Source organism: Aeromonas sp. 603079 (genome assembly GCF_049172135.1).
GTDB classification, from domain to species: domain Bacteria; phylum Pseudomonadota; class Gammaproteobacteria; order Enterobacterales; family Aeromonadaceae; genus Aeromonas; species Aeromonas veronii.
Map to the genome: position 1 here is coordinate 132,124 of NZ_JAAKPX010000001.1, position 21,790 is coordinate 153,913.

General features: G+C 61.2%; 21 protein-coding genes. 10 read left to right on the top strand and 11 right to left on the bottom strand.

Features of this window, described 5'->3' with window-relative positions; all coding sequences use genetic code 11:
- Positions 1-109 precede the first annotated feature (109 nt).
- Positions 110-1,048 carry a LysR family transcriptional regulator gene (locus G5287_RS00570; RefSeq protein WP_421230617.1) on the bottom strand — a complete coding sequence of 313 codons (939 nt, stop codon included), beginning with the start codon at positions 1,046-1,048 and terminating at the stop codon, positions 110-112.
- A gap of 135 nt (positions 1,049-1,183) precedes the next feature.
- Between G5287_RS00570 and G5287_RS00575 the strand changes: the two genes are divergently transcribed.
- Genes G5287_RS00575 through dcuC form a run of 3 tightly spaced genes read left to right on the top strand, consistent with a single transcriptional unit; the run spans position 1,184 to position 5,333 of the window.
- Complete coding sequence (locus G5287_RS00575; protein ID WP_421230618.1) at positions 1,184-2,983, top strand: adenine deaminase; 1,800 nt, start codon at positions 1,184-1,186, stop codon at positions 2,981-2,983.
- 16 nt (positions 2,984-2,999) lie between these two features.
- Positions 3,000-3,917 (top strand): ribonucleoside hydrolase RihC, encoded by a 918-nt coding sequence (rihC, locus tag G5287_RS00580; protein ID WP_421230619.1) that lies wholly within the window; start codon positions 3,000-3,002, stop codon positions 3,915-3,917.
- A gap of 54 nt (positions 3,918-3,971) precedes the next feature.
- Positions 3,972-5,333: a C4-dicarboxylate transporter DcuC gene (dcuC, locus tag G5287_RS00585; RefSeq protein WP_227342077.1), complete on the top strand. Its 1,362-nt coding sequence runs from the start codon at positions 3,972-3,974 to the stop codon at positions 5,331-5,333.
- A 209-nt stretch (positions 5,334-5,542) separates the two neighbouring features.
- Here dcuC and G5287_RS00590 read toward each other — a convergent pair whose 3' ends face one another.
- Both G5287_RS00590 and G5287_RS00595 read right to left on the bottom strand, forming a co-directional pair.
- A complete protein-coding gene (locus G5287_RS00590) occupies positions 5,543-6,223 on the bottom strand; it encodes an HAD-IA family hydrolase (RefSeq protein WP_421230620.1) in 681 nt (226 codons plus the stop codon).
- Positions 6,220-6,465, bottom strand: coding sequence for a hypothetical protein (locus G5287_RS00595; protein ID WP_421230621.1), 246 nt, complete (start codon positions 6,463-6,465; stop codon positions 6,220-6,222). Before G5287_RS00595 ends, G5287_RS00590 begins: the two co-directional genes overlap by 4 nt.
- Before the next feature lie 116 nt (positions 6,466-6,581).
- Between G5287_RS00595 and G5287_RS00600 the strand changes: the two genes are divergently transcribed.
- Entirely contained in the window at positions 6,582-7,490 is a 909-nt protein-coding gene (locus tag G5287_RS00600; protein WP_421230622.1) for a LysR family transcriptional regulator, read from the top strand.
- A 90-nt stretch (positions 7,491-7,580) separates the two neighbouring features.
- Here G5287_RS00600 and G5287_RS00605 read toward each other — a convergent pair whose 3' ends face one another.
- The 3 genes from G5287_RS00605 to G5287_RS00615 form a co-directional block, all read right to left on the bottom strand.
- Positions 7,581-8,264 carry a cold shock domain-containing protein gene (locus G5287_RS00605; RefSeq protein ID WP_227343001.1) on the bottom strand — a complete coding sequence of 228 codons (684 nt, stop codon included), beginning with the start codon at positions 8,262-8,264 and terminating at the stop codon, positions 7,581-7,583.
- Positions 8,265-8,396: 132 nt separating this feature from the next.
- Positions 8,397-8,963, bottom strand: a complete 567-nt coding sequence (locus G5287_RS00610; RefSeq protein ID WP_204383909.1) for a cysteine hydrolase family protein — start codon at positions 8,961-8,963, stop codon at positions 8,397-8,399.
- A gap of 49 nt (positions 8,964-9,012) precedes the next feature.
- Positions 9,013-10,176, bottom strand: a complete 1,164-nt coding sequence (locus G5287_RS00615; protein ID WP_421230623.1) for an FAD-dependent oxidoreductase — start codon at positions 10,174-10,176, stop codon at positions 9,013-9,015.
- Positions 10,177-10,441: 265 nt separating this feature from the next.
- Here G5287_RS00615 and miaB point away from each other — a divergent pair, with 265 nt between their 5' ends.
- The 5 genes from miaB (at position 10,442) to lnt (ending at position 16,112) form a co-directional block, all read left to right on the top strand.
- The gene (miaB, locus tag G5287_RS00620) at positions 10,442-11,875 is read left to right on the top strand and encodes a tRNA (N6-isopentenyl adenosine(37)-C2)-methylthiotransferase MiaB (protein ID WP_421230624.1); all 1,434 of its coding nucleotides are present in this window, start codon (positions 10,442-10,444) and stop codon (positions 11,873-11,875) included.
- Between the two features lie 54 nt (positions 11,876-11,929).
- A complete protein-coding gene (locus tag G5287_RS00625) occupies positions 11,930-12,979 on the top strand; it encodes a PhoH family protein (RefSeq protein ID WP_421230625.1) in 1,050 nt (349 codons plus the stop codon).
- A complete protein-coding gene (gene ybeY, locus G5287_RS00630; protein WP_421230626.1) occupies positions 12,976-13,440 on the top strand; it encodes an rRNA maturation RNase YbeY in 465 nt (154 codons plus the stop codon). The genes G5287_RS00625 and ybeY overlap by 4 nt, the downstream gene beginning before the upstream one ends.
- A 95-nt stretch (positions 13,441-13,535) precedes the next feature.
- Positions 13,536-14,420 carry a CNNM family magnesium/cobalt transport protein CorC gene (corC, locus tag G5287_RS00635; protein WP_203118663.1) on the top strand — a complete coding sequence of 295 codons (885 nt, stop codon included), beginning with the start codon at positions 13,536-13,538 and terminating at the stop codon, positions 14,418-14,420.
- A gap of 147 nt (positions 14,421-14,567) precedes the next feature.
- Complete coding sequence (lnt, locus tag G5287_RS00640; RefSeq protein WP_421230627.1) at positions 14,568-16,112, top strand: apolipoprotein N-acyltransferase; 1,545 nt, start codon at positions 14,568-14,570, stop codon at positions 16,110-16,112.
- Between the two features lie 65 nt (positions 16,113-16,177).
- On the opposite strand, the gene nqrE is transcribed toward lnt, so the two are convergent.
- The 4 genes from nqrE to G5287_RS00660 all read right to left on the bottom strand — a co-directional run bounded on the left by nqrE (position 16,178) and on the right by G5287_RS00660 (position 19,982).
- Positions 16,178-16,777, bottom strand: a complete 600-nt coding sequence (nqrE, locus tag G5287_RS00645) for an NADH:ubiquinone reductase (Na(+)-transporting) subunit E (protein ID WP_227342072.1) — start codon at positions 16,775-16,777, stop codon at positions 16,178-16,180.
- Positions 16,778-16,976: 199 nt separating this feature from the next.
- Positions 16,977-17,369, bottom strand: coding sequence for a hypothetical protein (locus tag G5287_RS00650; RefSeq protein ID WP_421202807.1), 393 nt, complete (start codon positions 17,367-17,369; stop codon positions 16,977-16,979).
- 269 nt (positions 17,370-17,638) lie between these two features.
- Positions 17,639-19,369, bottom strand: coding sequence for a single-stranded-DNA-specific exonuclease RecJ (gene recJ, locus G5287_RS00655; protein WP_227342070.1), 1,731 nt, complete (start codon positions 19,367-19,369; stop codon positions 17,639-17,641).
- Entirely contained in the window at positions 19,335-19,982 is a 648-nt protein-coding gene (locus G5287_RS00660; protein WP_216953024.1) for a disulfide isomerase DsbC N-terminal domain-containing protein, read from the bottom strand. The genes recJ and G5287_RS00660 overlap by 35 nt, the downstream gene beginning before the upstream one ends.
- Positions 19,983-20,298: 316 nt before the next feature.
- On the opposite strand from G5287_RS00660, the gene mscL reads away from it, so the two are divergent.
- Entirely contained in the window at positions 20,299-20,709 is a 411-nt protein-coding gene (gene mscL, locus G5287_RS00665) for a large-conductance mechanosensitive channel protein MscL (protein ID WP_047438040.1), read from the top strand.
- Positions 20,710-20,781: 72 nt separating this feature from the next.
- On the opposite strand, the gene xerD is transcribed toward mscL, so the two are convergent.
- Complete coding sequence (gene xerD, locus G5287_RS00670) at positions 20,782-21,681, bottom strand: site-specific tyrosine recombinase XerD (RefSeq protein ID WP_216953023.1); 900 nt, start codon at positions 21,679-21,681, stop codon at positions 20,782-20,784.
- Positions 21,682-21,790: the final 109 nt, after the last annotated feature.

A 21,790-nucleotide genomic window follows, 5' to 3' on the forward strand; every position in this document is an offset into this window, starting at 1 on the left:
ATGGTTCATACCGCAATCTGCGGTCGTCACGCACTCGCACCACAGCTCAGGCGGGCAGCGTCACCAGCAGGGATGTCTCTCCAGGTTCCACCTTCACCTCGTGCCAGCCTCAGCCGTGCTGACTACTTAGCTGTTCGATAATGGTGGCGCGCAGCAGGGCTCGCCCTTCGTCGATGCGAGTTGATCGGGAGAGTCCTTTCGCCCACATCAGCGCCAGGGTTCGACTCAGCACTGGCTCGTGCAGCGCCACGACTTTCAGCTGGGGATCGCGCAGGTTCGCGGCATAGAGTCCGGGCAGGATAGCAACTGCCAACCCTGAGCGCACCAAGCCGTAAAGCGTCTCGACATAATCTGTGGTGTATCTGGGCTTGAGCCCGGGCAACTGGCTCTGGGCCAGTCCGTTGACCTGCCGGCTGACGTTGCCTCTGGCAAAAAGGGCGATGTCGCGGCGGGTCAGCTCATGCCAGCTGATGGCCTCTTCCCCTGCCAGCGGATCCTGCCGGTTGATCACCGCCACCAGCGCATCGTCCAGCAGCGGCGTCACCTCCAGCGAGTCGGGCAACTCGCCATCCAGCACGCCAATCCCCGCATCCAGAGACCCCTCGGCCAGCGCCTGCAACAGACCGTCGTTGGTGTGATCCTGAAACTCGACCAGCAAGCCCGGAAACTGCTGCTGCAGACGGGCGGCCGCCAGCGGAAACATCAGGGTGCAGGCCGACGGGATCAGACCGATGCGCAGGGTGCCATCGCCCCCTTCGACCATCACCTGCTGCATATCGGCAAAAGCGGCGTGGGCCACATTGAGCAGCCCCTTGGCGTGGGGCAGGATCGCCTCCCCCTGTTCGGTCAGGGTGACCGCCTGCGCGGTGCGGTGAAACAGTTTGCCGCCTAGTACAGATTCAATCTGGCGCAGGGCACTGCTCAGGGCGGGCTGGCTGATGGCCATCTGATTGGCCGTTTCGGTGAAGTGGCGCAGCTGGGCCAGCGTGACAAAATACTGGATCTGCTTCAGAGAGAGCGCAGGCAGACGGCGCCAAGGTTCGGACATGAAATCGACAACCGGAGAAAAACGTTTGCAGCAGCATAACCCTTTCTTATCCAGTTATAAATTCTTTGCGCTATGCACGGACCAATCCCCTCCCTAAAGTGGGCCCATTATTCCCCTTGTCAGGCCATCTCCTTCATGTGTGAACAAGATGCATCCCTCAACTTGCGCCGCCGCGTCGTGCAGGCTGCCCTCGGCGAAGCCCCCTTCGATCTGCTGCTGACCAACGCCAACCTGATCGACATGGTGACCGGCGAGATCCGCCCCGTCGACGTGGGGCTGGTCGGCCCGCTGATCGCCAGCGTCCATCCGGTCGGCTCCTTCCAGCAGGCACGCGAGACCCACGATCTGGCCGGCGCCTATCTCTCGCCCGGTCTTATCGACAGCCATGTCCATGTGGAGAGCTCCCACCTGACGCCGGAGCGCTACGCCGATGTGGTGGTCGCACAGGGCACCACCACCATCTTCTGGGATCCCCACGAACTGGCCAATGTACTCGGGCTGGCGGGGGTGCGCTACGCCATCGACGCCAGCCGCAATCTGCCGCTGCGGGTCATCTGCGCCGCCCCCTCCAGCGTTCCCTCGACGCCGGGTCTCGAGATGTCGGGCGCCGACTTCCACGGCCCCGAGATGGCCACCATGCTGGAGTGGCCGGAGGTGGCGGGGATCGCCGAGGTGATGGACATGCAGGGGGTGCTGGGCGGCAGCGAGCGGATGACCGGCATTCTGCACGCCGGTTTGCAACGCAATGCCCTGATTGAGGGACACGCCCGGGGCCTCACTGGTCACCGGCTGCAAGCCTATCTCGCCGCCGGGGTCAGCTCGGATCACGAACTCACCTCGGCTGCCGATGCGCTGGAAAAATTGCGGGCCGGGCTCACCCTCCAGCTGCGCGGCTCCCACCCCTACCTGCTGCCGGAGATCGTCGCTGCGCTGAAACAGCTGCCCCACCTCTCCTCCCAAATCACCCTCTGTACCGACGATGTGCCGCCCGACATGCTGCTGGAGAAAGGGGGCATGATTGCGCTGGTCAAGCTGCTGGCAGAGCTGGGGCTGGCGGTGCCCGACGTGCTGCGGATGGCCACCCTCAATGCCGCCATCCGGCTGCAGCGCAACGATCTGGGGCTGGTTGCTGCCGGCCGCTGCGCCGACCTGGTGGTGTTCGACAACCTCACCGATCTCAACCCGCTCTGGGTCTACAGCGGTGGTCAGCGGGTCGCCCGCCATGGCGCCATTCTCAAACCCTCCGAGCATGTCGCCGGTTGTCAGGCGCCGCGCGATACCATGCAGATCCCCCTGCGCACGCAGGAGGAGTTCATCATCCGGGTACCCGGGCTGACTGCGGGTCGGGCCCGCTTCAAGACCATCAAGGGGGCTCGCTTCACCCAGTGGAGTGAAACCGAGGTTGAGGTTCGGGATGGTCGGGTCATCGTGCCTGCGGGATTTAGCCTCATCTCGGTGCAACACCGCCATGGCCGCCATCAGGCGGGCACCCGGCTGGCGCTGCTGGAGGGGTGGGGCGAGCTGCAAGGGGCCATCGCCACCAGCTACTCCCACGACTCCCACAATCTGGTGGTGCTGGGGCGCGACCCGCAAGAGATGATGCTGGCCGCCAACACTCTGATCACCAGCGGGGGCGGCATGGCGGTCGTCCAGCAGGGTGAGGTGCTGGCCCACGTTGCCATGCCCATCGCCGGCATGCTCTCCGACCTGCCGGCCAGCGAGCTGGCCGCCAGCTTCCACGCTCTGCGCGAAGTGAGCGGCAAGGTGGTGGAGTGGGAGCCCCCCTACCGTGTCTTCAAGGCCATCGAGGGAACCTGCCTTGCCTGCAATGCGGGGCCCCATCTGACCGATCTCGGCCTCACCGATGGCCTGACCCGCGAGATTGTCGACCCCTTTATCTGCTGCTGGCCCCACGATGCCAGCCAAGCCGATTAACCTCGAGGAGAACAGCGTGAACCCTGTCGCCATTATTCTGGATACCGACCCCGGCATCGACGATGCCGTTGCCATCGCCGCCGCCCTGTTTCACCCCGGGATCGAGCTGGCGCTCATCACCACGGTCGCCGGCAACGTCGATGTCAGCAAGACCACCCGCAACGCCCTGCGCCTGCTGCACTTTTTCGGCAAAGAGGTGCCGGTGGCACAGGGGGCCAGCCAGCCCCTCGTGCGCCCCCTCGACAATGCCAGCCATATCCACGGCCACTCCGGCCTCGATGGTTACGAGTTTGCCGAACCCGGGCAACAGCCGATACCGGAGCATGCCGTCGAAGCCATGAAGGCCACCCTGCTCGCCAGCGAACAATCCATGACGCTGGTGCCCATCGGGCCGCTGACCAATATCGCCCTGCTGCTCACCCTGCACCCCGAGTGTCGGGAGAAGATCGCGCGGATCGTGTTGATGGGCGGCTCGGCCGGTCGGGGCAACCACACCCCCAATGCCGAGTTCAATATCTACGTGGATCCGGAGGCGGCTCACATCGTCTTCAGCAGCGGTCTGCCCATCGTGATGTGCGGACTCGATGTCACCAGCCGGGCCACCCTGACCGGCGAGATGATTGCGGCGCTGCCCGCCCTCAACCGCACCGGCGCCATGCTCCACGCCCTGTTCGGCCACTATCGCGGCGGCAGTATGCAGACCGGGCTCAAGATGCACGATCTCTGCGCCATTGCCTATCTGGTGCGCCCCGATCTCTTTATCACCCGGGCCTGCCATGTGGCCATCGAGACCCGGGGTGAGCACACCCTCGGCACCACCTCGGTGGATATCAACAACCGGCTCAAACGCCCGCCCAACGCCGAGGTGTGTCTCGATATCGACGTGCCCGGATTCAGGGCCTGGTGCATGGAGACCCTTGCCCGCGCCATCTGATCCCGAACCGCCAGCCCGCTGGCCCATTCACATCAAGAAGAGAGTGTTGGAAACATGCTGGAAATAATTGTCAGCACCCTGATCCTGGTCATCTGCGGCTATCTCATCGCCAAAAACTACGATGCCAAGATAGTGCTGTTTGGCGCCGGGCTGCTGCTGATGTTTGCCGCCGTCGGACTGGGTCACCCCCTGCTGCCTGCGGCGCAGAGCAGCGGCCTCAGCTGGCTTGATCCCTTCGTCCAGATCAAGCAGATCTTCATCAGCCAGATGGGCAATGTCGGCCTCACCATAATGGTGCTGTTCGGCTTCTCCAGCTACATGAGCCACATCGGCGCCAACGACGTCACCGTGATGCTGCTGACCCGCCCCTTGAGTCGCATCCGCTCCCCCTACCTGCTGGTGCCGGTGATTTTCCTCTTGGGCAATCTGCTCTCGCTGGTGGTGCCAAGCGCTGCCAGTCTGGCAGTGTTGCTGATGGCGACCCTCTATCCGGTACTGAAGGCATCGAACATGTCCTCCCTCACCGCGGGGGCCGTCATTGCCACCACTGCCACCATCATGCCCAGCCCGCTGGGGGCCGATAACGTGCTGGCCGCCCAGAAGCTGGGCATCCCGCTGGTGGAGTACATCGTCTCCTACCACGCCCCCATCTCGCTGCCGACACTGGCGTTGATGGCAGTGGTGCACTACTTCTGGCAGAAGGCGATGGACAAGCGGCAGCAGTCGCGCAGCGGACTGGAGGAAAAAGAGGAATCGCTCGCCGTGCCCACCGGCTTGCCACCCGCCTACTACGGCCTCTTCCCTGTACTGCCGCTGGTGCTGGTACTGCTGTTCGGCATCTGCTTCACCCATATCTCCCTAGGGCTGGTGGAGATCACCTTCGTCTGCCTGCTGCTCACCATAGGGGTAGAACTCTTGCGCAAAGGCAATATCAAGGAGACCAGCAAGGAGTTCGCCATCTTCTTCACCGGCATGGGGACGGGTCTGGCTCAGGTGGTCTCGCTCATAGTAGCGGCCAGCATGCTGGTGGAGGGACTGAAAGCCATCGGCATCATCGATACCCTGGTCGATAGCGTGAAACACATCGACGGCGTCGGCTCCATCTTGATGTTCTTCTTCTCCGGTACGGCGGCGCTGATCGGCTTTATCAGCGGCAGTGGGCTGGCAGTCTTCTACTCCTTTATCAACATCATTCCCGAGATCACTGAGAAGGTCGGCGTCAACAGTGTCGCGGTGGCCCTGCCGATGCAGCTCACTGCCAACCTGATCCGATCCATGTCGCCGGTCGCCGCGGTGATCATCGTCATCGCCTCGATCACCGGCAGCAATCCCATCGAGATCATCAAGCGCACCTCGGTGCCCATCATCTCGGGCATCATCTGCTGCATGACCCTCTCCTACCTGCTGTTCAGCTAAACCAGCTCCATCTGCAGGCGATCAATCCGGTCGCCTGCAGACGGTTTTTTACCTCCGGTTGAAAGTGAACCCACTGCATGTAAACGCCCGGAAGATAATCGGTGGGGATCGTCTATAACTTTTGCGACCAAGAGCCACATGAGCCTGAGTAACTGACCGCCAGCCATCAGGCTCAGCCCCCTAATTCAACTCCCAGAGCTCTCGTGCCGTCATTCTTGGTTGGCGCCCTGCATCGACAGCATCACCAGCAAGGACTCGCCTTTCCCTGACACCACTCTCACCTCGCGCCAGTCGCGGATCACCGCCACCACCGCAGGGTTGAGCGGTGCATCGCCCCCCACCTGTACCACGGCGCAGCCTGCACGCAGGGCGCTCTCAATACCGGCCGGGGCATCCTCAAATACCAGACAGCGAGCGGGTAGCACGCCAAGCCGTACAGCGCCCAGCAGATAGGGCTCGGGATCGGGTTTGCCATTGATCACCGCTTCGGCTCCCACCAACACGGCCGGCAGCGGCAAACCGGCACAATTCAGGCGATGGCGGGCAACCCGCTCACCAGCGGAGGTCACGATGGCCCAATGCTGTGGCGGCAGGTGGCGCAGCAACTCGCCAGCTCCTGCGATGGCGTCGCCGCCGGTATGCAGCATCTCCAACTCATCAAGCCGCGCGACCTCTCGCTCCACATCCAGTTGCGGAGCCAGCGACCGGATCACCTCGCGCGAACGCATACCGTGACACATCGCCAACACCGGCTCGGGATCGAGCAGATGTTCACGACACCAGAGCCGCCATACCTGCTCCACATCGCCGGTCGAGCAGACCAGGGTGCCATCCATATCGAACAGCAGGGCGGATACCGACAGGGTGAGTGAGTGCGTGGCGGAACTCATGCCGGATCACCGGCAGGCTCGAGGGCAGCGCCAGAAAGTGCATCGGCAAAGGCCTGCTGCTGGGCTGCCCGCTCGTAACAGGTCAGCGCCTGCTCGGCACTGCCAGCCCACACTTGCAAGGGGCCGACCACAAAACCCTGTTGCAGCAGGCTGGCGAGCAGCTCCCCAGTCTCCGGGGCCGCCAATGGCTGGGCCAGCACCAGGGTGCCCTTGATCAAAAAGAGATAGCGCTGGGTAGACATGATATGGCTCCTTGTTCCGGTTCAGAGGAGGGCGATTCCCCCCTTGCCGAGCCATTAGAACAAGGCGATTAGATAATTTATAATCAATAAATCGCCACGTTGGATAACCAATTGGAATGAAATTCGACTTGAGGCAACTGCAGGCGTTTGTGACGCTGGCCGAGACCGCCAACTACCGGGAAGCGGCCAGCCGCCTCTTTATCACCCAACCGGCCCTCACCAAGCAGATCCAGGGGCTGGAGCAGACGCTGGGCTGCACCCTGTTCAAGCGGGGCCGCCATGGTGCCGAGCTGACGGCGCTCGGCGCCCAGCTGCTCACTCAGGCAAGCGCACTGGTCAAACACGGCAGGGAGTTTGAACGTCACGCGCTGGCAGTGGCGAGTGGCGTGGCCGGTCGGCTCAAGATTGGCTTTGGCCTGTCGAGTTTCGCGCTGGCCCCTGCGCTGGTGGCCCGCTTCAAACAGCAGGTCACGGACGTGATGGTCCATCTGCAGGATATGCCCTCCGCGATCCAGCAGGAGCAGCTGCTCTCCGGCCAGTTGCAACTTGGTTTTATGCGTCGGCCAGAGACTCCGCTGTTGCAGGAGCATCGGCTGCTGACCGACCGGCTGGTACTGGCGGTGCCAACCCGGATGACCCAGCCAGATCCGTCATCGTTTGACGTCCAGCAGGCACTGACCAGTCAACCCCTGTTGCAGATGGTGGGCTACCGTTGTCCCGGCCTAACCCGGCAGATCGCCGGGTTTCTCGGCGCCAACCGGCTGACCGGCATGGTTCAAGAGGCAGAGGATATTCAGACTCTGGTGGCATTGGTTGCGGCAGGCATAGGTAATGCCATCCTGCCGCACAGCGTCAGCTTTATCGCGGGCCCGGACGTCACCCTCTATCCCCTCTTTGGCCCCTGTTCCGAGTGGGAGATAAGTCTGGTGTGGAACCCCGCCTTTGCCGACCCGATCCGCGATCGCTTCGTGCAGCTGGTCCTCGATCCCCATCCCGCACCGCACCCAGCCACAATCGATCGCTGACCCAGCCAAAAACTCCCGCAGACGGAACCAGGAGAAGATAGCGCTCAGCAATCGAGATGAATTAATCGGGCCTTTGTGAATCAAAGCATTTCAATTAACACACCACTGATCTTCACAGGGGATGCCATCTCCTTCCCCATCCATCTTGGTACCAGGGCAGTTTTGTAAAAACCAGGTTGCCTCCTCGCAGGAGGTCATCTGGGAGCAATGCTGCCGACCATCACACTGGCGAGTAAAGGTCGCTGCCTGTGGCGTACTGAAGATGGAACTAACCTCCTCTTGAGTAACTGGCGATGCGGGCGACAAATTGGCAAAGAAGCGGGAATAGATGGAAAAGAGGCCGACGAGCAGCAACAGGGGGAGCAATTTACCACTCCAGCTGCTCTTGAGACGTCGATAGGGGTTACTCCGCTCTCTGGTAGAAGTGGGTCTTGGCGGCTGACTTGCCGCCCGAAATGCAGGCGCCGCCGATGATGCGGCTGATCTTGCTGCTGATGGTGCGACCGACGGCACAACACCCGCCAACGTGAGCGGGCGATCGGGGAAAAAGACCTGTAACGCCCTCGGTTTGCCATCTTGGCCACTGCCGATCAGATAGGTGACACGCTCCCCCGGCTCTGGCACTCGGCCATCTGATTGCAGCGCCGTAACATGCACAAACAGCCCTGCACTGCGTGCTCCATTGATTGCCTGCTCGGCGCCATTTTGCTCCGGCGTAATAAATCCAAAGCCGCGCGCCTCGTTCCAGCTCGCGATCCGTCCCTGATAACGCATCTGTCCATCCTTGTTGTTATCCATGTGAGCACTATCTTGCCCGACAATCATGTTGCCCAAAAGCGCAGCGGCCCAACAGGGATCTGCAGAGTCAATCTCAACACGGTGATCGGGCGCAGCCTGCGTTAAGGATCAAGCCAGCTGGGACACCTTGATGATCTCGGCGATGCGACCCAGCATCCGCAGCGAGGTGTGATGCTCGGTGGCATCTGCGGCGGCGCAGGCATCATCCAGAATGGTGATGGCGTAGTCGCGATCGTGACCATCCCGCGCTGCCGCCTGAATGGCCCAGCTGGTGCTCACCCCGCACAGATAGAGGTGGTCGATGTGATTGGCCCGCAGCGCAGGCTCCAGCGCCGTGCCATAGAAGGAGCTGACCCTGGGCTTGGTCAGCACCAGATCGCCGGGCTGCACATCCAGATCCGGATGAAAGTCGGTGCCGCTGTCAGCCAAGGAGAGCGCCCCCAACTGGTGAGCGCGACCAAACATGGGAGACCCCTTGGGCTGCAGCTGATAGCCGCCGTCAAAGCCCACCTTGATCAGCACTACCAGCCAGCCGTTGGCGCGGGCATGGGCCAGCGCCTGATTGGCATGCGCGATGGCATCCTGCTCCAGCACATGGGCTGCGGAGGCGGCAATGCGCCCGTCGGGGTGGGCAATATCGTTGATAAAATCGATCACCAGCAGTGCCTTGTTCATCACCTTTGCTCCATAGCGCATTCAGCCCGTGCTATCTGGTTTCTATCTGTCAAACCAGCCCCAGTGCATATCGCAGCGCCATCTCCTTGAGCGGGCCTGCCTTGTCCGCCAGATTGAGGGCCAGATTGCGAGCCAGCTTGAGCGGGCCAATTTCGTTGCTGAACACCCCATAGAAGAGATCCATCCCCGACTGCATCAGCAGGTTGTCGGGACGACGGCGCCGCTCGTAACGCTCGGCCAACGCCAGCTGATGCCAGTCGGCGCCAGCTCCTTGCAGCAGATCAGTCCAGCAGGCCACATCCTTGAAGCCGAGGTTGACACCCTGCCCCGCCAGCGGGTTGATGGTGTGGGCAGCATCGCCAAGCAGCACCACCCGACCGGCGTGATAGTCGTTGGCGTGGCGGCGCACCAGCGGGAAGCTCCCCTTAGCCGTCACTGTGAACCCGCCGAGCCGACTCGGGAAGTGGCGGCGCACTTCGGCGGCAAGCCCTTCGTTGCTCATGGCCGCCAGCGCCCGGATCCGGGCCGGGCTGTCATACCACACCAGAGAGCCGTGCTGGCCTGGTAGTGGCAGGAAGGCGCGCGGGCCGCTCGAGGTGAACTGCTGCCAGGTGATATCTTCCTGCGCAAAGTCGGTGTCGATATTGATCAGCATGCAGTGCTGGCGGTACTCGAAGCGCGATACGCCGATACCCGCCAGCTTGCGGGTGTGGGATTCGGCACCGTCGCAGGCCAGCACCCAGCGTGCGGCCAGCTCGGTGCCATCATCCAGAGTCAGCACAGCTTCATCTGCACTCTGGCGCAGGCTGGTCACAGCCGCTGGGGTGTGGGTCTGGATGGTGGGAAAATCTTCCATCCGCTTGAGCAGGGCGAGCTGCACCAACCGGTTTTCGATGATGTAGCCGAGCTGGGGCAGACCGAGATCGGCGGAATTGAAGCGGGTGGCAAAACCGTCCAGCTCCCAGGTCTCCAGCCGACGGTAGGGGCAGAGCCGCATCTGCTGCAGATGGTGCCAGGCACCGGCCTGCTCCAGCAGCGCCACCGAGGCCTGACTGATGGCGGAGACCCGCAGATCCAGCGGCTGCTCCGGCGCGTAATGCTCCGGCAGTTGGGTCTCGATGACCCGCACCGAGAGGCCCTGAGCCGCCAGCAGACAGGCGGTGGCGGCGCCCACCATGCCGGCGCCGACGATGGCGATATCACACTGTTCCATACATTTATTCCTGAAAGGGTGCGTCCGGCGACAGCGCCCGGACGTGAACCGGATGGCTGCATGATAGCGCAAGGGCGGCTGATAAACAGTGAGACAAACGGGGAATTGCTGCGTCAAATCAAGGAGAAAGCTTATTGAGCTTGCTGGCAACAGGTATCGGGTGAGCACCATTGCCAGCTGGATATTAGCTAGGCAGTATCCAGATTGCGGAGTAAAATGCGCGGTCCTTTGACCATGCCGATTTCAAAACAAGTCAAGAGAAGCAATGAGCAAGAAACTTCACATTAAAACCTGGGGTTGCCAGATGAACGAGTATGACTCGTCCAAAATGGCCGACCTGTTGGATGCCAGCAATGGCTACACCCTTACCGAAGAGCCCGAAGAGGCAGATGTCTTGCTGCTCAATACCTGCTCCATCCGCGAAAAAGCGCAGGAGAAGGTGTTCCACCAGCTGGGACGCTGGAAAAAGCTCAAGGCCAAAAAGCCCGGTCTGGTGATCGGCGTGGGTGGCTGCGTTGCCTCTCAGGAGGGCGATGCGATTCGCCAGCGCGCTCCCTATGTGGATATCGTGTTCGGCCCGCAGACCCTGCATCGCCTGCCCGCCATGATCAAGGAAGTGCAAGAGGGCCGTGGTGCCCAGGTTGATATCGCCTTCCCCGAGATCGAAAAATTCGACAGCCTGCCCGAACCGCGCGCCGAAGGGGCTACCGCGTTCGTCTCCATCATGGAAGGCTGCTCCAAATACTGTACTTACTGCGTGGTGCCCTACACCCGCGGTGAAGAGGTGAGCCGACCGCTGGACGACGTGCTCTACGAAATCGCCCAGCTCGCCCAGCAGGGCGTGCGCGAAGTGAACCTGCTCGGTCAGAACGTCAACGCTTACCGCGGCCCGACCTTTGATGGCGGCATCTGCACTTTCGCCGAGTTGCTGCGTCTGGTAGCCGCCATCGACGGTATCGATCGCATTCGCTACACCACCAGCCACCCGATCGAGTTCACCGACGACATCATCGAAGTCTACAAAGACACCCCGGAAGTGGTCAGCTTCCTGCACCTGCCGGTGCAGAGCGGCTCCGACCGTATTCTGACCATGATGAAGCGCCCGCACACCATCCTGGAGTACAAATCCAAGATCCGTCGCCTGCGTGCCGCCCGTCCCGACATCACCATCAGCTCCGACTTCATCGTTGGCTTCCCGAATGAGACGGACGAAGACTTTGAAGCGACCATGAAGCTGATTGAGGATGTGGGTTTCGATATGAGCTTCAGCTTCATCTTCAGCCCGCGCCCGGGCACCCCGGCCGCCGACATGCCCGACGATGTCGATATGGAAGTGAAAAAAGCCCGTCTGGCCCGCCTGCAGCACGTCATCAACAACCAGGCGATGCAGATTGGTCGCTCCATGCTGGGCACCACCCAGCGCATTCTGGTGGAAGGGCCCTCCAAGCTCGACCCGATGCAGCTGTGCGGTCGCACCGAGAACAACCGGGTGGTCAACTTCGAAGGCCAGCACACCCTGATCGGCGGCTTTGCCGACGTGGAGATCACCGAGGTACGTCCCAACTCCCTGCGCGGCAAGTTCATCCGCGGCGAGAGCGAGATGAACCTGCGGATCGCCACCGCCCCGAGCGAAATCCTGGCCCGTCGCCCGGATAACGTGCCGGACGAGCTGGGCGTGGCCGCCTTCACACCCCATTAATCCCCTCCTCCCCATTCGCCCAGCGGATGGGGAGCGCCTTGAGACGAGGATATTTTGAGCCGACATATCTCGACCCTGAATCTGCATCTGGAGCCCGCCGACAACCAGCGCCTTGCCAGCCTGTGCGGCCCCTTCGATGACAACATCAAGCAGCTGGAGCGCCGCCTCGGCGTCGAGATCAGCTACCGTGACAGCCACTTCCAGCTGGTGGGCAAACCGGCCCAGCTGGATGCCGCCGCCGTCATCATCAAGCACCTCTATGTGGAAACCCAGCCCCTCAAGGGTGGCAAGGTAACCGACATCACCCCCGACATGGTTCATCTGGCCATTCTGGAGTCGCGGGTGCTGGAGCAGGATGACGAACCGGCCCCCTCCATCCCTTATGGCAAGGAGGTGACGGTCAAGACCAAGCGCGGTCTCATCAAGCCACGTAGCCCCAATCAGGCCCAGTACATCGCCAATATCGTGCGCCACGACATCTGCTTCGGCATAGGCCCGGCCGGTACCGGCAAGACCTATCTGGCGGTGGCGGCGGCTGTGGATGCGCTGGAGCGTCAGGAGATCCGCCGCATTCTGCTAACCCGTCCGGCAGTGGAAGCGGGCGAGAAGCTGGGCTTCCTGCCTGGCGATCTCTCCCAGAAGGTGGATCCTTACCTGCGCCCGCTCTACGACGCCCTGTTCGAGATGCTGGGTTTTGAGCGGGTCGAGAAGCTGATGGAGCGCAACATCATCGAAGTGGCGCCGCTCGCCTATATGCGCGGAAGAACCCTCAATGACGCCTTTATCATTCTCGATGAGGCCCAGAACACCACCACCGAGCAGATGAAGATGTTCCTCACCCGGATCGGCTTCAACTCCAAGGCGGTGGTCACCGGCGACATCACCCAGGTAGACCTGCCGCGCAACGCCAAATCCGGCCTGCGCCACGCGCTGGAAGTGCTGCAAGGGGTCGATGGTCTGTCATTCAACTTCTTCGAGTCCAAAGACGTGGTGCGCCACCCGGTGGTGGCCCGCATCGTGCAGGCCTATGAGGCGTTCGACGCCAAACAGGCCGCCGAGAAGGTGGCCGGCCAAACAAACGCCAGCAAAGAGAGCGAGCAATGAGCGTAACCCTGGATCTGCAGCTGGCCAGCGCCAGCACTGACGGCCTGCCCACCGAAGCCCAGCTGCAAGGCTGGCTCGATGGCACCATTCTCGGCTTCCAGCAGGAGGCAGAAGTGACGGTGCGCATCGTCGACGAGGCGGAGAGCAACGAACTCAACCTCACCTATCGCGGCAAGGACAAGCCCACCAACGTGCTCTCCTTCCCGTTCGAGGCGCCACCCGGTCTGGAGCTGCCGCTGCTCGGCGATCTGGTGATCTGCCGTCAGGTGGTAGAGCGCGAGGCCGAGGAGCAGAACAAGCACCTGATGGCCCACTGGGCCCACATGGTTGTGCACGGCAGTCTGCATCTGCTAGGTTATGACCATATCGAGGATGAGGAAGCCGAAGAGATGGAGCAGCTGGAACGCTACATCATGCAGGAGCTAGGTTTTGCCGATCCTTATCTGAACGACGAAGAGTAAAGAACCGGATGGTCATCGTCTTGAAACAGCAGATGGCCATCCTTATATAACCCGAACTATTTCAAGTGTGTTCATACGAGTAACCAAGAGAGAAAATGACCGACGATCACCCTAGTACCGGCTCGCCGAAGAAAACCTGGCTCGACAAGCTCAGCCAACTCTTCCAGGGCGAGCCAAAAGACCGCAATGATTTGGTAGACGTGATAGCCGATGCCGAAGAGCGCGACCTCATCGATCAGGACACCAAGGACATGATCGAGGGGGTGCTGGAGATCGCCGATCTTCGCGTGCGCGATATCATGATCCCCCGCTCCCAGATGGTGACCATCGAGAAGTCCCAACCGGTAGATGCAATCCTGCCGGTGATCATCGAGTCCGGCCACTCCCGCTTCCCGGTGATCAACGAGGACAAGGATCATGTGGAGGGCATTCTGCTCGCCAAGGATCTGCTCCCCTTCGGGTTTGGCGGCCATCACGCCAGCGAGCCGCTGCAGCTCGAGAAAATCTTGCGCCCCACGGTGATCGTGCCGGAAAGCAAACGGGTTGACCGTCTGCTCAAGGAGTTCCGTGAAGAGCGCTACCACATGGCCATCGTGGTCGACGAATTTGGTGGCGTCTCCGGTCTGGTGACCATTGAAGACATTCTCGAGCTTATCGTCGGCGAGATAGATGACGAATTCGATGACATCGAGGATGAGCCGGACGAGATCCGCCGCATCAGCAAACGGGTCTTCTCGGTTAGTGCCCTTACCGAGATCGAGGATTTCAACGACTTCTTCGGCACCCAGTTCAGCGATGAAGAGGTGGATACTGTGGGTGGTCTGGTGATGCACGCCTTCAGTCATCTGCCCAAGAAGGGCGAGGAGATCGAGCTGGACGGCTACCTGTTCAAGGTGATGCATGCCGACCGGCGTCGTCTGCAGCAGTTGCAGGTGAAGATCCCCGAGCACCACGCGGCGGCGCAATCCGAGCCGCAATAAGCAGATCCGCTCAATGTGTGAAACAACGCCCCGACCTCGGGGCGTTGTGCTCTCTGCCACCGGCATCGAGGCTCGCCGTTGCCCCGCTTACAGGTTAAGATACCGGCCATTCGACCCAGTTTCAGACCAAGACGAGCACCATCGCCCGTGAGATTATCCCCCGTTACGTCCAAAATCCTGTTGAGCCTCGGCGCACTGGCCAGTGGTGCCATCGCTATATTGGCTTTCTCTCCCTTTGGCTACTGGCCGCTGGTGATCCCCTCCCTGCTGGGCCTCTACGCCCTGCTGGACAAAGCCACGCCAAAGCAGGCCGCCTGGCGTGGCTTTGGCTACGCCATGGGACTCTTTTTGCCGGGGCTATGGTGGATCCACGTCAGCATGACTGAATTTGGCGGCATCCCGCTGCCGATGGCCTTCGTACTGCTGGCCGGGCTCTCCGCCTATCTGGCGCTCTACCCGACGCTCGCCTGCTGGGTCTTTGCCCGCTTCTTTGGCGGCCGTCACTGGAGCCGCTGGCTGCTCGCCTTCCCGACACTCTGGCTGCTGGCGGACTGGCTGCGTGGCTGGGTAATGACCGGCTTCCCCTGGCTCTGGTTTGGCTACAGCCAGATCGACGGCCCGCTCAGGGGCTTCGCCCCAATCCTTGGGGTGCAGGGCATCACCCTCGCCCTGTTGCTCTCTGCCTCCGCCATCTGGCAGGTGTGGAAATCCCGCTCCCCGCTCTGGCTGGCGGTGCCCGCCCTGCTGGTTGCCGGTGCTCACGGCCTGATGCAACTCAACTGGGTGACCCGTGGCGAACCGGTCAAGGTGGCACTGGTGCAGGGCAATATCGCCCAGTCCCTCAAGTGGGATCCGGAGGCGCTGGCCCCCACGGTGCGCACCTATCAGGACTTGAGCCGCGAGAATCAGGATGCTGACATCATCATCTGGCCGGAGTCGGCGATCCCGGCCATCGAGAAGGCGATGGGCCCCTATCTGGAGAATCTGGACAAGGCGATGAAGGTGAACGATACCGGCCTGCTGGCTGGGATTATTCACTACGACGAGCAGCAACAGCGCTTCTACAATACCGTGCTCGGCATGGGGGTGCAGGATGCGGATGGCAAGGAGTCCTACTTCTACAACCACTCCAACCGCTACAACAAGTACCACCTGCTGCCCATCGGCGAGTTCGTGCCGTTTGAAGATCTGCTGCGCCCCATCGCCCCCTTCTTCAACCTGCCGATGTCCTCCTTCAGCCGGGGTGACGAAGTGCAGCCAAACCTGATCGCCAAGGGGCTCAAGTTCGCCGCCGCCATCTGCTACGAGATCATCTTCCCGGAGGAGGTGCGCCGCAACGTCAATGCCGATACCGACTTCCTGCTGACCGTCTCCAACGATGCCTGGTTCGGCACCAGCATTGGCCCCTGGCAGCATATGGAGATCGCCCGGATGCGCGCGCTGGAGCTGGCTCGTCCGCTGCTGCGGGACACCAACACCGGCATCACCATCGTTACCGAAATCGACGGCAGCATCATCGGCCAGATCCCGCAGTTTGAAGCGGGCGTGCTGCGCAGCGAAGTGCGTCCCGCCCACGGCGAGACCCCCTACCTGCGCTTTGGCAGCTGGCCTCTCTACGGTCTGACCGTACTGCTGCTGGGTCTGGCGCTGGCCCTGCGTCCCAAGGCTCACCCCTGGGCCCGCGAGCTGTAATGGCCATCCGCAACCCCTGATAAACAACGAGGCGCCCGCAGGCGCCTCGTTTTTTTCATCTCCAATCAAAGCGATATGCCTGAGAAGGACATAAAGCCGAGGGACATCAGCCCCGCCACGATAAAGGTGATGCCGATGCCCCGCAGCCCCTCGGGGACATCGGCGTACTTCAGCTTCTGGCGCAGTCCGGCCATGGCGACAATGGCCAGCAGCCAGCCAAGCCCCGAGCCAGCGCTGTAGACCAGCGACTCGATGAAATCGTAATCCCGCTGCGCCATAAACATCACCCCGCCAAAGATGGCGCAGTGCACCGTCAACAGCGGCAGATAGATGCCGAGTGCCTGATAGAGCGCCGGAACGTACTTGTCGAGCACCATCTCCATCACCTGCACCAGCGCCGCCAACACCCCGATGTAGATGATGTAATCGAGAAATCCCAGATCGAATTCGCCGAAAAAGGTGCTGCCTGCCCGCAAGATATGGCGGTAAATCAAGTTGTTGAGGGGAATGGCGATCACCATCACCACCAAGATCGTCATACCAAGGCCAAAGGCGGTGTTGATGTTCTTCGAGACGGCCAGAAAGGTACACATCCCCAGAAAGAATGCCAGGGCGAGGTTCTCGACAAAGATTGAGTGAATAAACAGGTTGAGGTAGTAGTCCATAGGGTGTGCTCACCAGGTGTTTGCGCAAAGAGAAAGTCTGCCTCTGGCCGATGGCCAGCAGCATGGACGAAACAACAGAAAGCGCGGACGCAGCACCGGACGATAGAGCGCAGGCTGCAGGTGTCAGCCTGCCCCGTCAGTCAATCGGGAGCGTTAAATCCGTGTGAAAACGTGGATGAGCGTCCGCCAGCCGGGTGAGCTAGTCGCCGTGACAGAAACGATATTGCAGGTGGCGACAGCGCAGCAGCCGTCGGTGCAAATAACCGAAGTAGACGGGGAGCTGCCTGACATAGAGAAGAGGGAGAACCAGTAGCAGACCGCAGAGCAGGCCGAGGATATCGTGCTGGAACCAGGCCAGCACCATCTGATAGCGCTCGGAATGAGTGGCCCCTTCGAGTCGCCGCCCCAGCTCGAAGCCGAGTCGCCACTGGGAGGCAGGAGGAAGGCCGACACTGTTGACCAATCCCGGATCGGATTGCTCATGCAACTGCATCGAGACCTTCTGCCTGACCGACGCCTGATGAGGTGTTGCAGTGACCCCTACCGCAGCGAAAGCGGCAAACCACAGCAGGCTGGCGATAGCGAGGACCATCGCCCAGGTCGATAGTCGGCCAAAAGGCAGCAAAGAGTCAGTCCCGTTCAAACAACAAAATGATGCGGGGATGAATGTATCACAACGCCTCTTTTTCTTGAATTTGAAACCGTACTAACTGACGTAAAACGATACTAAAAACCCTCTTTCTAAGAAAGCCAGCAATTAAATACCAACATAACAAGGCGGTAGAGTCACCCCCGGGCCCACAGTAAAACGGCCACCCGAGGGTGGCCGTTGTCAGCGATCAGAGCAGCAATGCTACCTGCTCAGAGACCGGCCGCCTCCAGATGCTCCACCAGCAGCTGCACACTGCGGTTGCCGCGCCACTCGTTGACGTCAAGCCGGTAGACAAGCCGCACCCGCTTGACCGAGGCATCGGGCCAGCGCTTGAGATCGACGCCGAAGGCGATGGCATCCACCGCGTGGCCAGAATCGGTAGTCAGCATCATCTTGAGGTGCTTCTCCCCCACCAGCCGCTGCTGCACCAGCACGAATTCGCCGTCAAACAGCGGCTCGGGGAAGGCCTGACCCCAGGGGCCGGAGGCGCGAATAAGCTCCGCCAACTCGAGAGTGAGCTCGTCCGGCAGCAGCTCGCCATCGGTGAGCAGCACCCCGGTCAAGAGCTCCGGCGTCACCAGCTCGCTGATGACCGCCTCAAAGGCCCGCCCGAACGCTTCGATATTGGCCTTGGGCAGGGTCAGCCCCGCCGCCATGGCGTGGCCGCCAAACTTGCCCATCAGCCCCGGGTGGCGGGTGTCGAGCAGTTCCAGCGCATCGCGCAGATGCACCCCGGGGATGGAGCGGCCAGAGCCCTTGAGCTCGCTCTCGCTGCTCTCGGCAAACGCGATGACCGGGCGGTAGTACTTCTCCTTCACCTTGGAGGCCACCAGCCCCACCACCCCCTGATGCCACTCGTTGCGGTGCAGCACTATGCCCGACGGCACCTCGCCATCGTGAAACCGGATCTGCTCCAGGGTAGCGAGGGCCTCCTGCTGCATCCCCTGCTCGATCTCCTTGCGCTCCTGATTGAGGCTGTCCATCTCGGCCGCAAGCTGGCGCGCCAGCTTGAGATCATCGCAAAGCAGACAGGCGACCCCGAGGGACATGTCATCGAGGCGCCCTACCGCATTGAGGCGTGGCCCCAGTGCAAAACCAAGGTCGGAGGCAGTGAGGCGACGACCATCGCGGCCCGACACATCCACCAGCGCCTGAATGCCGGGGCGACAGCGCCCGGCCCGGATCCGCTGCAACCCCTGATGGACCAGGATGCGGTTGTTGCCATCGAGGGCCACCACGTCGGCGACCGTGCCGAGGGCCACCAGATCGAGGTAATCCGCCACATTGGGGGCGCGTAGCCCTTGCCGTTCGTACCAGCCAAGCTGACGCAGATGGGTGTTGAGGGCCGCCATCAGATAGAAGGCCACCCCCACCCCGGCCAGGGACTTGGAGGGAAAATCGCAACCGCGCTGATTCGGGTTGACGATGGCATCGGCATCAGGTAGCTCCTGACCCGGCAAATGGTGATCGGTAACCAGTACATGCATCCCGGCCGCCTTGGCCGCCGCCACCCCGGCGATGCTGGAGATGCCGTTATCCACCGTGATCAGGAACTCGGCGCCGCGGGCCACCGCCAGCTCGACGATCTCGGGGGTGAGGCCATAACCGAACTCGAAGCGGTTGGGCACCAGAAAATCGATATGGCGCCCCCCCATGGCGCGCAGGGCCAGCACGCACAGGGCCGAGCTGGTGGCGCCGTCGCAGTCGAAGTCGCCGACGATAAGGATCCGTTTTTGCGCCGTCAGCGCCTCCGCCAGCAGCGGCACCGCACGCTCCATCCCATAGAGGCGCTGGGGAGGCAGCAACTGGCTGGCGCTGCGCTCGAGCAGAGCGGGATCCTCTACGCCACGGCTGGCGAAGATTTGACGAAGCAGGGGGTGCAGGGTGGCGGGGAGATGGGAATCATCAACTCGCGGACGACGACGGATTTGCAGGGGCATCAATGTGATCCAGTATCTTGAGCAGTTGTTCCGGGCTCTGGTAGCCCCTTACCAGATCTCCATCAGAGGAGACCCAGGCAGGCAGTACCTTGACCCCCAACCACTGGCTCAGGCCAATATTCTCGATAAGGGTCTCACTACATTCCTTTTGAGGCAAATAGGCTTTGAAGGGATCATTCTGTAGCAGGGGATCCTTGCACCAGTGGGAAGCCTGTCCTGCATGTTCAATCACGGGGTAGAGCTCGACACTGACCCCGGACGCCTGCAGATGTTGCAGCGTGCCGGACAGCTGGCGACGAGCGGCATCCTGCTCACCGAAAAAGAGCGCAACCCGATGACGCTCATTACTGGCCTGGAGAACGACCGGTGTATGGGTCACCTGGGACAAGCCCAGTCGACGCTGCTCGCGCATGCCCGAGATGGTGAGATTCTTCATGTTATGAGTCATATCCAGCATGACCCCCTGCACCACATAGTTCCCCTTGGCATCGCTGTAGAGCACCCCTTGCGAAGTGCCCAGCATATAGAGCCCGGGAATGGGGGTCTGTTCCACCAGATAAACAGAGACCCCTAACCGGGCGGTAATGGTCTGTTTCAAGGTTTGGGTATCCATCCCCGCTCTGGCAGCAAATGTGCACAAAAGCATCATTCCCAGTAGTAAATACTTCACTTGTTTACTCACGCGGTATGAATGAATCGACCCAGCAAACTACAGCAGCACAGCTCATCATTCAATCAGCTACTTATCAAAAAATTAATATCACTTTGTACCAAAAAAAAGGTTCCCCCCGATTGCCAAGGACTCATAACGCCCGCAAGCTAGTCAGGACGACAGGAACAACGCGGCTTAGCCTCTGTTTTTCCTGACAAGAGTTCGCCCTTTGGCAAGGGTAATCAACGCGCTATCTTGTTTAATTTCGGAGGAAATAATGAGTCTGATTCAAGAGTTCAAAGCCTTTGCCGCCCGCGGCAACGTCATCGATATGGCGGTCGGTATCATCATTGGTGCCGCCTTCGGCAAAATTGTCTCCTCTTTTGTCGGTGACGTGATCATGCCGCCCATCGGCCTGATCCTGGGCGGCGTGGACTTCAGCGACCTGGCGGTCACCCTGAAGGCCGCTGAAGGTGCAACACCCGCCGTGGTCATCGCCTATGGCAAGTTCATTCAGACCATCATCGACTTTCTGATCATCTCTTTTGCCATCTTTATGGGACTGAAGGCCATCAACACCCTCAAGAAAAAGCAGGAAGAAGAAGCCGCCGCTCCGGCAGGCCCGACCAAGGATCAGGAGCTGCTGACCGAGATCCGTGATCTGCTGAAATCCCAGCAAGGGAAATAAGCGCCATCTCCTGTCGTGTAGAGATAAAAAAACCGCCTGCTGGCGGTTTTTTGTTTTTGGGAGGACAGCCACTCAAGCTCTGGGGTGATGCTCCCCGTGCAGCGCCTTGAGTCGCTCGTTGGCCACATGGGTGTAGATCTGGGTAGTGGAGAGATCCGCATGGCCCAGCAGCATCTGTACCACTCGCAGGTCGGCGCCGTGGTTGAGCAGATGGGTGGCAAAGGCGTGGCGCAAGGTATGGGGGGAGAGCTCGCCATTAATCCCGGCCCGCAGGGAATAGAGTTTGATGCGATGCCAGAAGGTCTGGCGGGTCATCATACGGGCCTGCTTGGAGGGAAACACCACATCCGAGCTGGTGCCCCCCAGCAGCAGGGTGCGGGCCTCGCGGTAGTAACGCTCCAGCCAGTGCATCGCCTCCTCGCCCATCGGCACCAACCGCTCCTTGTTACCCTTGCCAATAACCCGCACCAAGCCCTGCCGCAGGCTGATATGCTCGGCGGTGAGCCCCACCAGCTCGGAAACCCGCAGCCCGGTGGCGTAGAGCAGCTCCAGCATTGCCTTGTCCCGCAACTCCAGCGGGTCATCCACCAGCGGCGCACTCAGCAACGCATCCACCTCCGTTTCGCTTAAATCTGAGGGGAGTTTTTTCGGCAGCTTGGGCCCCTCCAGCAGCACGGTCGGATCATCGCTGCGCAGCTTCTCACGGTTGAGATACTGATAGAAACGGCGCAGGGCCGACAGGAAGCGGGCGGTGCTGCTGGCCGCAAACTGGTGATCGACCCGCCAGGCGAGGTAGTGCTGGATCTCGTCCATCCCCGCCAGCAGCAGCGAGCTCCCCTGCTCGTCGAGCCAGAGGGAGAACTTCTCCAGATCGCTGCGATAGGAGCTGACCGTGTTGTCAGACAATCCCCGCTCCAGCCAGAGGGCGTCGAGAAAGGGTTCAATCAGGGGATGGGGGTCGGGTTTGCTCATGGTGCGCTGCAATCAGGGGATCGATGGCCCATTGTAACGCGCCAACTCCTTGGAAAGACAAGGCACTTTCATTGGAAAGATAAGGCACGTTTGCCACGCACCTTGCCGG